At 72.5% G+C, this 14360-nt stretch carries 13 protein-coding genes and 1 pseudogene; 12 read left to right on the top strand and 2 right to left on the bottom strand.

Annotated elements, in window-relative coordinates; genetic code table 11:
* The first annotated feature begins 131 nt into the window (after nucleotides 1–131).
* From ACQEVM_RS12145 to ACQEVM_RS12170, 6 genes are all read left to right on the top strand, one after another.
* On the top strand, nucleotides 132–1403 hold the full coding sequence (locus ACQEVM_RS12145; protein WP_433077798.1) for a hypothetical protein: 1272 nt from the start codon (nucleotides 132–134) through the stop codon (nucleotides 1401–1403).
* 35 nt (nucleotides 1404–1438) lie between these two features.
* Entirely contained in the window at nucleotides 1439–2848 is a 1410-nt protein-coding gene (locus tag ACQEVM_RS12150; RefSeq protein ID WP_433077800.1) for an NADH-ubiquinone oxidoreductase-F iron-sulfur binding region domain-containing protein, read from the top strand.
* 145 nt (nucleotides 2849–2993) lie between these two features.
* Complete coding sequence (locus tag ACQEVM_RS12155; RefSeq protein ID WP_433077802.1) at nucleotides 2994–4070, top strand: SCO0930 family lipoprotein; 1077 nt, start codon at nucleotides 2994–2996, stop codon at nucleotides 4068–4070.
* A 64-nt stretch (nucleotides 4071–4134) separates the two neighbouring features.
* Complete coding sequence (locus ACQEVM_RS12160) at nucleotides 4135–4731, top strand: hypothetical protein (protein ID WP_433077804.1); 597 nt, start codon at nucleotides 4135–4137, stop codon at nucleotides 4729–4731.
* Between the two features lie 235 nt (nucleotides 4732–4966).
* Nucleotides 4967–5755 carry a metallophosphoesterase family protein gene (locus ACQEVM_RS12165; protein ID WP_433077806.1) on the top strand — a complete coding sequence of 263 codons (789 nt, stop codon included), beginning with the start codon at nucleotides 4967–4969 and terminating at the stop codon, nucleotides 5753–5755.
* On the top strand, nucleotides 5752–6384 hold the full coding sequence (locus ACQEVM_RS12170) for a uridine kinase family protein (protein WP_433077808.1): 633 nt from the start codon (nucleotides 5752–5754) through the stop codon (nucleotides 6382–6384). The genes ACQEVM_RS12165 and ACQEVM_RS12170 overlap by 4 nt, the downstream gene beginning before the upstream one ends.
* Nucleotides 6385–6782: 398 nt before the next feature.
* On the opposite strand, the gene ACQEVM_RS12175 is transcribed toward ACQEVM_RS12170, so the two are convergent.
* Nucleotides 6783–7703 (bottom strand): LysR family transcriptional regulator, encoded by a 921-nt coding sequence (locus ACQEVM_RS12175; RefSeq protein ID WP_433077811.1) that lies wholly within the window; start codon nucleotides 7701–7703, stop codon nucleotides 6783–6785.
* Nucleotides 7704–7865: 162 nt separating this feature from the next.
* On the opposite strand from ACQEVM_RS12175, the gene ACQEVM_RS12180 reads away from it, so the two are divergent.
* From ACQEVM_RS12180 to ACQEVM_RS12200, 5 genes and pseudogenes are all read left to right on the top strand, one after another.
* Nucleotides 7866–8243 (top strand): YybH family protein, encoded by a 378-nt coding sequence (locus ACQEVM_RS12180; protein ID WP_433077813.1) that lies wholly within the window; start codon nucleotides 7866–7868, stop codon nucleotides 8241–8243.
* Between the two features lie 304 nt (nucleotides 8244–8547).
* Complete coding sequence (locus ACQEVM_RS12185) at nucleotides 8548–9003, top strand: hypothetical protein (protein WP_433077815.1); 456 nt, start codon at nucleotides 8548–8550, stop codon at nucleotides 9001–9003.
* 549 nt (nucleotides 9004–9552) lie between these two features.
* Nucleotides 9553–9972, top strand: a complete 420-nt coding sequence (panD, locus tag ACQEVM_RS12190; protein WP_030870250.1) for an aspartate 1-decarboxylase — start codon at nucleotides 9553–9555, stop codon at nucleotides 9970–9972.
* A 20-nt stretch (nucleotides 9973–9992) separates the two neighbouring features.
* Complete coding sequence (locus ACQEVM_RS12195; protein ID WP_433077818.1) at nucleotides 9993–10346, top strand: GNAT family N-acetyltransferase; 354 nt, start codon at nucleotides 9993–9995, stop codon at nucleotides 10344–10346.
* Nucleotides 10347–10369: 23 nt separating this feature from the next.
* A pseudogene (locus tag ACQEVM_RS12200) lies at nucleotides 10370–10972 on the top strand (arylsulfatase); the annotation flags it as partial.
* A 425-nt stretch (nucleotides 10973–11397) separates the two neighbouring features.
* Here ACQEVM_RS12200 and gndA read toward each other — a convergent pair.
* Nucleotides 11398–12843: an NADP-dependent phosphogluconate dehydrogenase gene (gene gndA / locus ACQEVM_RS12205; RefSeq protein ID WP_433077820.1), complete on the bottom strand. Its 1446-nt coding sequence runs from the start codon at nucleotides 12841–12843 to the stop codon at nucleotides 11398–11400.
* 183 nt (nucleotides 12844–13026) lie between these two features.
* On the opposite strand from gndA, the gene ACQEVM_RS12210 reads away from it, so the two are divergent.
* A complete protein-coding gene (locus ACQEVM_RS12210; protein ID WP_433077822.1) occupies nucleotides 13027–14328 on the top strand; it encodes a transglycosylase family protein in 1302 nt (433 codons plus the stop codon).
* Nucleotides 14329–14360 lie beyond the last annotated feature (32 nt).

Genomic DNA, 14360 nt, shown 5'->3' on the forward strand with positions numbered 1-14360 from the left:
TCTGCACTCCGGCCCCCGCTCCCGGCCGGCGAGGCACCATCTCCTGCCTGCCGCGGAGCAGTTCCGACGACAGTCCCCGGGCGCCGAGCGCGAGGTGGAGTGCTCGGAGCCCGGGCGTATGGGAGAACTACATGCCCTTGTCCACGCCTCGTACGCCGAGCTCACACCGGGCACGCAACACCAGACGGCACGCCGGCATGGTCGCCGCCGCGGCCGCCGGGAAGCGAGCCCTACGGCGACCGCCCCTGCTGTCCGCCGCCGGCGGCCCGCACCCCGGTGCCATCACCCTCGCGGCGCTGGCGGCCCTGGCCGCCCTGGTCGTGATGGCGCAGGCGGGTGCCCTGACCGACTTCTGGAACTTCCTCGACTTCGGTGCGGGCGTGCTCTCGCTCGTCTCGCTGAGTTCCACCGTGCTGTGGGGCCTGGCGGCCACCGACCGGACACTGTTCTCGTCCGGGCACCGTCTCGTCGCCCAGGGCGTGCACCGCGGCCTCGCCGTGGCGGGACTCGGCTTCCTCGGCCTGCACATCTGGGTCAAGATCGCCAAGTCGCAGACGGTGGCCGCCGCCGCGGTCGTCCCCTTCGCGGACCCGGTCCAGCCCCTGCGCGTCGGGCTCGGCACCCTCGCCGGATACCTCTTCGTCTCCGTGGCGGTCTCCGGCGCGGTCCGCAGCGCCTTCGCGACCAAGGGACGCTCCATCTGGTGGCGGGCCCTGCACATGGGCGCGTACCCGGCGTGGGGCGCCTCACTGGTGCACGGGCTCAAAGCCGGCCGCCCCGCCAGCGGCTGGGTGACCGTGGCGTACGGCCTGTGCCTGCTCGGTGTCGCGGCCGTACTCGTCATCAGGCTCCGTCGGCGACTGCGCTCCCTCCCTGCCCGGCCGCCGGGCGGAACGCCCCCGAGTCCCAAAGGCGCCAAAGGTCCCAAAGCTCCCGAGCAGGCGCCGCCGCGGAATCCGCGGCCCTTCGTGAGCCGCCCCGCGGAGTGGGCGGCGTCCCGACTGACCGCCCGCCTGGCCCGGCAGTCGGACGAACTCCCGGAGTTCGAGGCCCGTCCCGACTGGGACCAGGAACCCGCACCGCGCGGCGCCGAACAGGCGCCCGCACAGCCGTATGCGCAGCCGTACGCCCAGCAGCCCTCCTACCCCCCGCCGTACGCCGAGCAGTCGTACGGCCAGCGCTCGTACGCCGGCCAGGGAGCCGGCCGTGACCCACGCCCGGGTCCGGTGCCGGACACCCTCCTGATCCAGCGGGGGATGGCCGGCCCGGTGACGGCGGCCCGACCGGAATCCCCACCCGAGCCCGAGTATCCGCAGTACGGAACCGTGTTCATCCCCAGTCAGGCCCAAGTCACCACCGAGAGGCCCGGCGGGCCCTTCGACGGTATCCGGGGGCGGCAGTGACCGATCTGCCGCGCCCGGCACTCGGCTGTGTGGGCATGCCCAGACTGCTGGCGGGACTCGACGTCATGGCGCGGCTCGATCGCGCCGCCCACCTCTCCGTCCACGGCGACCTGCCCCGGTACGGGCTCGAAGACCTCGTGCAGCTCGCCGAGGGCATCGACCTGCGGGGCCGCGGTGGCGCGGGATTCCCCTTCGCCCGCAAGCTCCGCGCCGTCGCCCGGTCCGCCCGATCGGGCGACGGGCGCTGCGCCGTCGTCGTCAACGCCAGTGAGGGCGAACCCAGCTGCCTCAAGGACACCGCCGTGCTGCTGCACGTGCCGCACCTGGTGCTCGACGGGGCCCTGCTGTCCGCGGGCGCGCTCGGCGCGGAGGAGGTCGTCATCGGGGTGACCCGCGACGACGTCGAGCAGTCCCTGCGCGAGGCCGTCGCCGAACGGGGCCCGGCCGGCAGGCGGGTGCGGGTGTCCCGACTTCCCGAGCGCTTCGTCACCGGCGAGGGCACCTCCCTCATCAACGGCATCGACGGCGGCCCCGCACTGCCCAACGGGAAGAAGGTACGGACCAGCGAACGTGGGCTGAGCGGCATGCCCACCCTGCTGTCCAACACGGAGACGTACGCCCAGATAGCCGTCGCCGCCCGGCTCGGCGTCGAGGACTACCGCTCGGTCGGCACCGAGAAGGAACCGGGCACCGTCATGCTCACCGTCGCCGGCACCACCGCCGTCGAGGTCCCGCTCGGCACCTCGCTCGCGTACGTCCTGGAACTGTGCGGCACCGCCCCCGGCCAGGGCGTCCTCATCGGCGGCTACCACGGCCGCTGGCTGCCGCCGGCGTCGGCGCGCGTGGCCGCGCTCTCCCGTGAGTCCCTGACCTCGTACGACGGGGTGCTCGGAGCCGGCGCGGTCCTGCCCCTGCCCGAGGACACCTGCCCGGCCGGCGAAGTGGCCCGAGTGGCCCGCTGGATGGCCGGCGAGTCCGCGGGCCAGTGCGGCCCCTGTGCCCGGGGCCTGCCGTCGCTGGCCGACGCCGTGGACGCCCTCGTGGCCGGTGGCGGCGGGGCCGCCCTCGACGCCGTACAGGCCCGGATGCGCGGCGTACGCCGCCGCGGCGCGTGCAGCCACCCCGACGGAACCGCCGGATTCGTCGCCTCCGCGCTCGCGGTCTTCCCCGACGAGTTCCGGGACCACGCGCTCGGCAGCGGTTGCGGACGGCGCGTCCTCGGAGCGCTGCCCCTGCCCGAGGACGAGAGCCCCGAACGCCTCGTCGTGGACTGGACGCTGTGCAAGGGGCACGGCCTCTGCGTGGACCTGCTGCCCGACGTCGTCCGCCTGGACGACGACGGCTTCCCCGCGCTGGCGGTCATGGAGGTGCCCGCACGGCTGCGCCCGAAGGCGCTCCGCGCCGTACGCCGTTGCCCCGCGCTCGCCCTCCGCATTCAGGAATGAGCACGCGGTGGACAACCGCCCGGAAAACGAGTTCAACGTTTGGCGCGATCTGACAAAATCCTTTGATTCTGAATTCAGTTGGCCCCGCAGGCCTTATGAATAAGCCTGTAAGCGAAAACGCCGGGCTGGACCCGAAGGAGTGATCGTGAACAACAGGCATCGTGGGACGGCAGCCGCCGGATCGGTGATGGCGGTACTGATGCTGGCGGCGGGCTGCAGCGGCGGGGATTCCGACCGCGCAGTGGATTCCGTACAGCCGGCGGGCGCCGGTCAGGCCATCGGCAAGGGATATGACACGGGAGCCGGATCGGGATCCGGAGCCGGATACGGGGCGCCCGGAACGGGCGCGAATCCGGCGGCCGGCGCGGGATCCGGGTACGGCGACGAGCCGGCGGCCGCGGCCAAGGCCGCCCCGGCGGGACAACTGGCCCTGCGGGACATCCCGGAGGTCGGCAAGGTGGTCACCGACAGCGCCGGCGCCACCCTCTACCGCTTCGACAAGGACACGCCCAAGCCCCCCAAATCCAACTGCGAGGGCGGCTGCGCCGCCACCTGGCCCGTGGTGTCGGCCGACGACGCCCAGGCCTCCGCCGGCATCGACCCGAGCATGCTCGGGTCGGTCGAACGGGCCGACGGCTCCAAGCAGCTGACCCTCGGCGGCTGGCCCGTGTACCGGTACTCGAAGGAGGGCAAGGCGGGCGAGGCGAAGGGCGAGGGCGTCGGCGGCACCTGGCACGCGCTCGCCGCGGACGGCAAGAAGGCGATCGACAAGAAGGACGCCGAGCCGCCGAAGAAGGATGTCGAGCCCCCCAAGACCGGCGGCAACGGTGGAATGGGGGACATGAATTCCAATGAGCGAATCGAACTCGCCGTGGCCGCCAACGAGAAGCTCGGAAAGATTCTCGTGGATGCCGAGGGACGTACGCTCTACCGATTCAACAAGGACAGTGCGTGGCCCATGAAATTCGGCTGCCTCGACGCCTGCCTGAACACATGGAAGCCGGCCCCTCCCGTGGACAAGGCCAAGGCCTCCGGAATTCCCGCCGGGCTCGTCGGCAAGGTCAAGCGACCCGACGGGAGCGAGCAGTTGACGATCGACTGCTGGCCGGTCTACCTGTTCACGGGTGACAAGGAGCCCGGCGAGACCAACGGACAGGGCAAGCAGGGCCTCTGGTTCGCGGTCAACGACGCCGGCAAGAAGGTCACCACGACCACCGGCTGATCCGAAGCCGGAACCGGCGTCCGCGCCCCGTCCTCGTGCCCGCCCCGACCCCTGTGAGGGAGACGTGTCAGCTTCATCCCGGATCACCGCCCGCCACCTGGTGCCCTGTGTCGCCGTGCTGATCGCCTCGATGATGTGTGGCGGCTGCGCGGGACAAGGGAAGGCGGGAGCGGCCGACGCCCGCCCGGCCGGCGCCGCCACCGCGGCCGTGTCGTCCACCCCGACCGCCCCGGCACCCTCGGCGACCCCGGCCACCCCGGCCCCGTCGTCCACCGCCCGCCCCGCTTCCCTCGACCAGATCGCCGCCGCCCTCGACTGCCGACCCGAGATCACCGTCGACGCGGAGGAACTGAAGGAAGGAGCGTGCGGAGCGGGCAAGGAGGGATTCCGGATGGCCACCTTCGCCGCGGACCAGGGTCAGCGGGCGTGGCTCGACGAATCCCGGATGTACGGAGGCGTGTACCTGGTCGGAGAACGCTGGGTCGTGACCGCCGCCTCCGCCGAGGCCCTGGCACCCCTCCGGGAGCGACTCGGCGGCACCGTCGAGACCGGCTCCGGTCACGGCGCCTCGCACGGAACGGAGCACGGCGCCTCACAGGGCCCCTCGCAGGGCGCGGAACACCCCCCGGGCCACGAGGCCATGAGCGGCGCGGGTTCCTGAGGCCCCGCCTTCCCGGGCGACCGCCGGGATCCGTCGCCCCCAAGGGGCCGGAACCCGGCGGCCGCCCCGCCAGGCCCCGGCCGACCTCCCCGGATCGTGCCGGGCCCGCGGCGCTCCGTCCCGCCGCACGGGTTCATGATGCGCCGACCGCTTCTCCCGCGACTCCTGTTGATCTATCGTCGGGAACGATCGGCGGGATCGGCGTCACGCGCACGTGAACTCGGGGAGGACGGCCATGGCCGACGACATCGGCACCCGCGTCGCCGTCCTCTCGGACATCCACGGAGTCCTGCCCGCCCTGGAAGCGGTCCTCGCCGAACCCGACGTGCGGGCCGCGGATCTCGTCGTGCTCACCGGAGACATCGCGGCGGGGCCACAACCCATCCGGGTACTTGACCTCCTCGAAGGCCTCGGCGAACGCGTCGCCTGGGTCGGCGGCAACGCCGACCGGGAACTCCTCGAATACCGCCGCGGTGAGCGCGACGCCCTCCACGACCCCGTCGCGCAATGGGCCGCGGAGCAACTGGGGCCGGAACACCTCGATCTGCTCGCCCGCCTCCCGGGCACCCTCTCCCTCTCCCTGCGCGGCCTGGGGAACACCCTGTTCTGCCACGCCACCCCCCGGGACGACGAGGAGGTGGTGCTGGTCGACTCCCCGCCCGATCGTTGGCGCGAGGTGTTCACGGGCCTCGATCCCACCGTTCGCACCGTGGTCTGCGGACACACCCACATGCCCTTCGTGCGCCTCGCCCACGGCCGACTCGTCGTCAACCCGGGCAGCGTCGGAATGCCCTACGGGCGCTCGGGCGCCCACTGGGCGCTGCTCGGCCCCGGAGTGGAACTGCGCACCACCGACTTCGACATCGAGTCCGCCATCGCCGATGTCACCCGGGACTCCGCCTACCCCGAAGCCGCCGACTGGGCCGACTGCTTCCTCCGCGCCCGCGCGACCGACACCGAAGCCCTCGACGCGTTCGCCCCCCGAGACGGCCGATCCCCCGACCAGCAGCAGGAGGCACCGTGAGCGAGCTCATCTGCGACATCGACGCACTGGCCGAGGACGCCACCCGGGCCGCCGCGCTGCGGGACCGGCCGATCCTGCTGGGCATCGACGGACCGGGCGCGTCCGGCAAGAGCACGCTCGCCGACCTGTTGGCCGAGCGGCTGGAGTCCGCGGTCGTCATCCACGTCGACGACTTCCACCTCCCCTCCGCGGAGCGCCCCCGCGACGTCGGCGCCATCGCCGCCGACGTCGACCTGGCCCGACTCGAAACGCAGGTGCTGCGACCGGCGGCCACCGGGGGCACCGTCCGGTACCGACGCTACGACTGGGACCTGGACCGCCTCGCGGAGTGGACCGAACTCCCGCCCGGCACCCCGCTGATCGTGGAGGGCGTCCACGCACTCCACCTGCGGCTGCGCCACGTGTACACCTACCGGGTGTTCTGCGACGCCCGCCGCGAGGTACGGCTGAGCCGTGGCCTGGCACGGGACGGGGAGTCGGCGCGCCACCTGTGGGAGGACGACTGGATGCCGGCCGAGGACCGCTACCTGGCCACCCACCGACCGCACCTGCGGGCCGATGTCGTGCTGAACAGTTCGGTCCACACGAAGGGGGCCGGCGCTCCCGCGTACGCGGTGGTGCCCCACTGATCTCCGGCGCACCCCATCGGCGGGCAGGATCAGGCGGATCGGGCCGGCTCCGCCGGAGCGGCCGTGCCGAGGAGGCGTTCGGCGCGGTACGGGGGGCCGATCGTCGTCGCGTCGTATCCGAGTTCATTGAGCATCTCGGCCGCGGCCTCGACGATGATCCGCGCGTCCGGACCGCGCGCTCCTGCCTGGCCACTTCACGCCTCCTGTGTGCACGGCTCGTCGGCGTCCGCGGCGGGGCTCCACCCGCCACCCGCACCGAAACCGACCGAGTGTCCGGTACGGCACCAGCGCCCCGGCCACCCCTCTGACCTCCCGTTGTCCCCAACAAGCCTGTGCCGCAAAGCTGTTGCAGCGGTCGAGCGCAGCCGTCGGACGCCCCGCGGCCCGAGCGGGGGCGATCACCGGACGGTGTCCCCGCCGGGTGGTTCCCGGCCGGCGTCGGACCGGAGGAACGCGCGGCGGGCGTGCGCGAGCAGTTCGCGGGTCGCGGGGGCGTGCGGGGTCTTCCAGACCAGCGACAGCAGGGCCGGTGAGGTGACGTCGTCGATCGTGCGGGCGGTGAGCCGGTCGGCGTGGCCGGCGGCCATCGACTCGCTGAGGACGGCGACGCCGAGACCGCGGACGGCGAGGTCGACGACGGCGTCGGCGGCCCCGGCCTGCAACGCGATCCCGATCCGGAGGTCCTGCGCGGCGCACGCCTGGTCGAACACCGTGCGCAGACCCGTGCCCCGGGGCATGCACACGATCGGATGAGCACCCAGGTCGTGCAGGGTGACCCGGTCCCGCCGGGCCAGGGGGTGATCGAAGGGCACGGCCGCCACGAGCCGCTCGCTGATGATGGTGAAGGCATCCAGCCCGTCGTGGGTGGCGGTGGAGGACCCGACGAGAGCCATGTCGAGAGTGCCGCCGCGCACCCCGTCGATCAGCCGGTCGGAGTTCTCCTCCCGCAGGGAGATCTCCACCCCGGGATGGGCCCGGTGGAACGCGGCGAGCGCGTCGAACAGGGGCGTGACGGTGCAGCCGATGACCATCCCGACGGTGAGCCGACCCCGGATCAGCTCGGTCACCTCGCCCACCGCCTGACTGACGGCCGCCGCGGCGGACAGCGCGGCCCGGGCGTGATCGAGAGCGGCCCGGCCCGCGTCCGTGAGGGTCGTCGTACGGGCCGACCGGTCGAACAGTTCGGCGCCGAGCTCCCGCTCCAGCCGGCGGATCTGCGCGCTGACGCCCGACTGACTGATGTGCACCCGCTCGGCCGCCCGCGTGAAGTTCCGCTCATCGGCGACCGCGACGAAGTATTCCAACTGCCTCAGGTCCATGACTGTCAATTCTAGCTCTCAGTGGATCCAGCTGTTGGACTACTGGATCGGCATCGCTCAGGCTGGGAGGTGTCGAGGTTCGACACCGAGCGCTTGACCGTCGAGCGCTCGACCGTCGAGCGCTTGAGCAGAGCGCATCAGGCATCGAGGAGTGAGGACGTCATGTCGCAGCACACGCCGGAGTACGAGAAGGCCATGCGCCCCGAGGACATCACCCGTCTGTTCGTCGAACGATCCAACGCCGGTGACGCGGCCGGGGTCGCCGCTCTCTACGAGGAGGACGCGGTGATGGCCTATCCGCCGGGCTCCCGGACCGTGGGCCGGGAGGCGATCCGCGCACTGTGGGAGAAGGTGCTGGCCGGCGGCCCCCGCTTCGAACCGGAGCAACCGCTGCCGACGCTGATCAGCGCAGACATCGCCCTCACCTCCACCCCGCCGAAGGACGGCGCGGGCGCCCGCGCACAGGTCGTCCGCCGCCAACCGGACGGCAGCTGGCTCCGCCTCCTGGACCAGCCCGAGTTCGTCCCCCCGACCGACTGACCCACCCGGCCGGGGCCATGGTCGGCCACTTCAGGGCCTCCCGGTCGAGAGGGGTCCCCGACTCGGCGCGCCTGGCCGTGGAGAGGCTCTCGGTGAATGCCGCCGTCCACCGCGCGACGGGACCTGATGAACCACCACAGTTCACCTCACGACGCGTCAGAGGAGCGGGCAACCGGTCGGCACGAGCCCGGGTGGTCGACCCCGCCACCAACACGTGGCGTGGAGACTGGAAGGGCATCACGCTCGGAGGCCATTTCGATCCGATCGGCGGTGACGCGAAGACGATTTACCCGCTCATGCCGAAGTGGGCAAGAAGGAGGACAGGGCAGTGATCCGCACCAGGTACTACGTTGAGGACGCCTTCGGGGTGCCGTCCTTCTCGGGGCCTGCCGAGCTGAACATCCTGGGACAGTGGGTTACGGCCGACATCCAGCTCTCGCCGCTGTCCGTCCTGGAAGCGATCGATCTGGTTGCCGAGGCCAAGGCCAATCCGGGCTTCGCACCGGAGGACCTGGACGGGAACGCGCATACCGTCACCATCAGCCCTCAAGGCGTGAGGGTGCAGAACTGTTTCGTCGAGCACGTTCAGGGTGAATGCACGCTCGACGACGCGTTCCGGGTGCTGGTCGACTTCTGGGACTACTGCTGCCTGGCGAATCCCTCCAAAGCCGACTCTCGCCGCCATGAGTACGCCAGGGAGCACGGTCGCGACCCGCTGGCCGGAACCCGCGAGTCCCTCGGGGCGCGCCCGACCTCCTGAGCCGCCCGCGCCGGTGGCGACCCGGGTGGCTCGGCGGTGAGGATGCATCGCTCGCCGACCACCGCAACTTCGGACACTCGCTCCACCGGCGCGGGCCGGAGCCGAACACGGCACTGAGCTTGATCGGGCGATGTCGGGTGATTGGCTGACAGGTGGGGGATGGGTCGGGTAGCTCTGTGCGGGTGACCGACTCCGTGTCCCCCGAGGGGGCGAGCCCACCTCCTTCGTCGAGAAGACGAAGAACTGGTACGGGAAGCACCAGTCGAAGATCCGCGTCGCCCTCGGCGTGACTCTGGCCGTGGGCCTGACGGTGGTCGCCCCTCTCCATGAGAGGGCGGATGGCGAGAGGTACGACGGGTGCTGTCCGATGTGACGCCTGGTCGGCGGTGTGGCAACAGCCCGGTTCGCGCAGAAGCGCAGGCTTCGAGCCTTCTCGGCGGAGGGGGTCGATGTTCCTTTTCATCTCCGTCTTGACGAGCGTCCGTGTAGAGTCCATAGCGCCCTTGACCTGCAGAAAGCAGGCAGGGAGCCGTCGTTTGGGAGCTCAAAGTGCTGCGCACCATGTTCAAGTCCAAGATCCACCGGGCCACCGTCACCCAGGCCGACCTGCACTACGTCGGGTCGGTCACCGTCGACGCCGACCTGTTGGACGCGGCCGACCTGCTGCCCGGGGAGTTGGTCCACATCGTGGACATAACCAACGGGGCCCGGTTGGAGACGTACGTCATCGAAGGCGAGCGCGGGTCCGGTGTCATCGGGATCAACGGCGCCGCCGCCCACCTCGTGCACCCCGGGGACCTGGTCATCCTCATCAGCTACGCGCAGGTCGAGGACGCCGAGGCCCGGGTGTTGAAGCCCCGCGTCGTGCACGTGGACGCGGACAACCGCATCATCGAGCTGGGTGCGGATCCCTCCGCGCCGGTACCGGGAACGGACCAGGAGCGCAGCCCCCACGCGGTTGCCGTCTGACGAGGTCGGGAGTCGGGAACATGGCGGACGAGCCGACGATCGTGTTCGAGGACGACCGAGGGGCCGGGCGGTTGCTCGCCGTCGAGGACGGGGGCGCGGTCGGCCTCATCGCCTACTTCGTCCTCGCGGAGGAACCCCACGCCCTGGTGGCGGTCCACACGATCGTCGAGCCCGGGCACGAGGGGCGGGGCATCGCGGGGCGTCTGGTGGAGACCTTCTACACGATCGCCGCGGCCGAGAGGGTGCCCGTGGTGCCGCTCTGTCCGTATGCCGCGAGTTGGGCCGCCCAACACCCCGACCTGGCGCCCGTGGCCCCGGCGGAGGTCGTGGCGGCGGCCGAGGCGCAGCTCGCCTCGGACTCCGACCTGTGGTGACGGACGCCGCCGCGGGGGCCCGCGTGTCCCTGACGCTGCTGCACACGTCCGCGGCGCACGTCCCGGTCTTCGACGCGCTGCGCGACCGGGATCACCCGGGCGCCGCCCTGCGGCACCTGGTGGTCCCGGAGTTGCCGGACCGGGCCCGTGCGGAGGGACCGGAGGCGGTGGCGCCGGCGGTCCGGGAGCTGCTCGGCGGGTGCTCCGGCCCCGTTCTGGTCACCTGTTCGACGATCGGTGCGGTCGTGGAGGCGCAGGCCGGCGCGCTGGGACTGTCGTTGTTCCGGGTGGACCGGCCGATGGCCGCCGAGGCGGTCCGGATCGGCGGCCGGATCACCGTACTGGCCTCGTTGGAGTCCACGCCGGCTCCGACCGCGGGCCTGCCGGCCGAGGAGGCGGGGACGCGTGAGGTGTCCCTTCGGACGCGGGTGGTCGCCGGGGCCTGGGACCGCTTCGCGGCGGGTGACGAAGCCGGCTCCCTCGCCCTGGTGGCCGAGGCGATCGACGCCGTCACGGACACGGACGTCATCCTCCTCGCCCAGGGCTCGATGGCCGGCGCCGCGGCATCGACCACGACCCTGATCCCGGTCCTGACGGGCCCCGCCCGCGGCCTGGCCGCCGCGCTCGGCCGTCAGCCGGTACGGGCGTCCTCCGGTCGGCCGCCCTCCGGTCGGCCGCCCTCCGGCGGGCGTACCGCAGGGGTTCCGGGGAAGGTGGGACACATGGTGCGAATCGAAGAGCAGACCCAGCCTCCGGTCCCCGACCCGCAGCCCCCGGTGCCGGGACCCGATCCGACGCCGGGGCCCCGACCCTTCCCGGACCCCGAACCGCCCACGCCGCGGCCTGCGCCGCCCGTACCCGGACCGGTGCCCGAGCCCGACCCGATCCCGGCGCCGCCCGGACCGGCCCCCGTGCCGCAGCCCGGCCCGCTGGGCTCGATCGGGGCCTGAGGCCCGAACCCGGCCCGGTCGAGGTTCGCTCGACCGGGGCCGGGCCGCCCCGGGCCCACTCGGAGCCCCGGGCCGAGGCGCGTCGGTGCGCGCGCCGCGCGTCAGTCCGTGCGGACCTCTGAGCGGTCGCCGCTCCAGAGGGTGTGGAACGAGCCCTCCCGGTCGGTGCGCCGGTAGGTGTGCGCCCCGAAGAAGTCCCGCTGGCCCTGGGTCAGGGCGGCGGGCAGCCGCTCCGCCCGCAGGGCGTCGTAGTACGCCAGCGAGGCCGCGAACGCCGGCGCCGGGATGCCCTGGCGGACCGCCGCGACCAGCACCTCGCGCCAGTCGTCCTGCGCCGCGCCGATCTCCTGGGCGAACTCCGGGTTCGCGAGCAGGCTCGGCAGCGTGGGTTCGGCGTCGTACGCGGCGCGGATCCGGTCCAGGAACGCCGCCCGGATGATGCAGCCGCCGCGCCACAGCGAGGCGACCGCGCCCAGGTCCACGTTCCAGTCGTACTCGGCGCTGCCCGCCTGGATCTGGTGGAAGCCCTGCGTGTACGAGACGATCTTCGAGGCGTACAGGGCCTGCTCGACCTGGGACGCGAAGGCGTCGGCGGCGGCCCCGGAGAGCGGCGTGGCCGACGGGCCCGCCAGGTCGCGCGAGGCCTCGCGCAGGTCGCCGTGACCGGACACGGCGCGGGCGAAGACCGCCTCGGCGATCCCCGAGACCGGCACGCCCAGGTCGAGGGCGATCTGTACGGTCCAGCGCCCCGTGCCCTTCTGCTCGGCGGCGTCGGCCACGACGTCCACGAACGGCCGGCCGGTCGCGGCATCGGTGTGCGCGAGGACCTCCGCCGTGATCTCGATGAGGTACGAGTCCAACCGGCCCGTGTTCCAGGTCCGGAAGGTCTCCGCGATCTTCGCGGGGGAGTAGCCGGCGACCTCGCGCAGCAGGTGGTAGGCCTCGGCGATGAGCTGCATGTCGGCGTACTCGATGCCGTTGTGCACCATCTTCACGAAGTGGCCGGCGCCGTCGGGGCCGATGTGCGAGACGCACGGGGTGCCGTCGGCGGCCTTCGCCGAGATCTTCTCCAGCAGCGGGCCGAGGGAGGTGTACGACTCGGCCGGCCCGCCGGGCATGATGCTCGGGCCGAGCAGCGCGCCCTCCTCGCCACCCGAGATGCCGGCGCCCACGAAGTGGATGCCCTGCTCGCGCAGCTCGCGTTCGCGGCGGCGCGTGTCCTCGAAGTGGGCGTTGCCGCCGTCGATGATGACGTCGCCCTCCTCCAGGAGCTCGGCGAACTCGCGGATCACGGCGTCGGTGGGCTCGCCGGCCTTCACCATGACGATCAGGCGGCGGGGTCGTTCCAGCGCGTCGACGAACTCCTTCGCGGACTCGGCCGCGACGAAGGAGCCCTCGTGCCCGAACTCCTCCACCAGGGCGTGGGTCTTCGCGGCGGTGCGGTTGTGGACGGCGACGGTGAAGCCGTTGCGGGCGAAGTTCCGGGCCAGGTTGCTGCCCATCACCGCGAGCCCGGTGACACCGATCTGGGCGGTGCTGCTGCTCATGCGTGCGCTCCTGCGTGCCTCGATGTGCGGGGACCCCCGACGCTACATCGACCGGGATGTGAGAGCTCGTCCGTTGTGCACTGATTCTCAACTTCGCCTTGAGGCAGGCTGGTTGTGATACTTGCCGGGCGGCTCGTGTCGCCGCTACCTTGTGCCCTTCCTGATGTCTTCAAGGGGGCTCCCATGGGCGTACGGGGCCGGCACCGCCGGTACCAGCCGAGCAGCATCAACCGGGCCTCGCTCGTCGTCACCGCCGGTGGCGCCGGGATCGCGCTCCCTCTCGTCGGGGCCGGGTCCGCCCATGCCGCCTCGGTGGAGACCTGGAACAAGGTCGCCACCTGCGAATCGACCAACAACTGGCAGATCAACACCGGCAACGGGTACTACGGCGGGCTCCAGTTCAGCCAGAGCACCTGGCGGGCCTTCGGCGGGACCGCCTACGCCCCCCGCGCCGACCTGGCCACCAAGGCCCAGCAGATCGCGGTCGCCGAGAAGGTCCTCAAGGGGCAGGGGCCGCAGGCCTGGCCCTCGTGCGGACCGGCCGCGGGGCTCAGCCGCAGCGGCCCGGCGCCCGCCGTCACCCCGCAGTCGACGAAGCCGCAGCCGGCGAAGGCCCGGACCCCCGCGCCCCAGCCCATGAAGGTGCAGGTCACCGCCAAGCTCCCGCAGGACGGGGCCGCGACGACCAAGACCGCGCCGCGTCCGACCGGCACCTCCGTGCTCCCGAACCCGTACGTCGTCGCCCCCGGGGACTCCCTGTCGGCCATCGCCACCGACCAGCACGTCGAGGGCGGCTGGCAGGCGCTGTACGAGACCAACCGGGCCACCGTCGGCGCCGACCCGAACCTGATCCTGCCCGGCCAGCGCCTCACCCTGCGGATCACGGCCGCACCGCCGGCGCAGAACCCGGAGAAGCCGCCGCGCACCGCGAAGCCGGTCAAGCCGGTGGCGCCGGCCGCGCCGAAGCCCGAGCAGAGCAAGCCCGCCCCGAAGCCCAAGCCCACGCCGGAGCAGAGCAAGCCGGCCCCGCAGGCGAAGCCGAAGACCGAGGCGGCTTCAGCGAAGCAGCAGACCTCCCCGGGCGGCTTCTTCGCGCCCGTCGACGCCGGACTCGGCACCGCCTACCACGTCGCGGGCTCCTCCTGGTCCAGCGGCTACCACACGGGCGTCGACTTCCCGGTGCCCACCGGTACCGGCGTCAAGGCGGTCGGTTCCGGCACCGTGGTCTCGGCCGGCTGGTCCGGGGCCTACGGGTACGAGGTCGTCATCCGGCACGCCGACGGCCGGTACTCCCAGTACGCGCACCTTTCGGCGCTCGGGGTCAGGGGCGGACAGCAGGTCTCCGGCGGTCAGCGGATCGGCCGCTCCGGCTCGACCGGCAACAGCAGCGGCCCCCACCTGCACTTCGAGATGCGCACCGGACCCGGCTACGGCTCCGACATCGACCCGCTGCGGTACCTCCGCGGGCACGGCGTCAGCATCTGACCCGCGCACGTGCGGCGGCACGGCCATGAGCA

Source organism: Streptomyces sp. CA-243310 (assembly GCF_050936775.1).
Classification (GTDB): domain Bacteria; phylum Actinomycetota; class Actinomycetes; order Streptomycetales; family Streptomycetaceae; genus Streptomyces.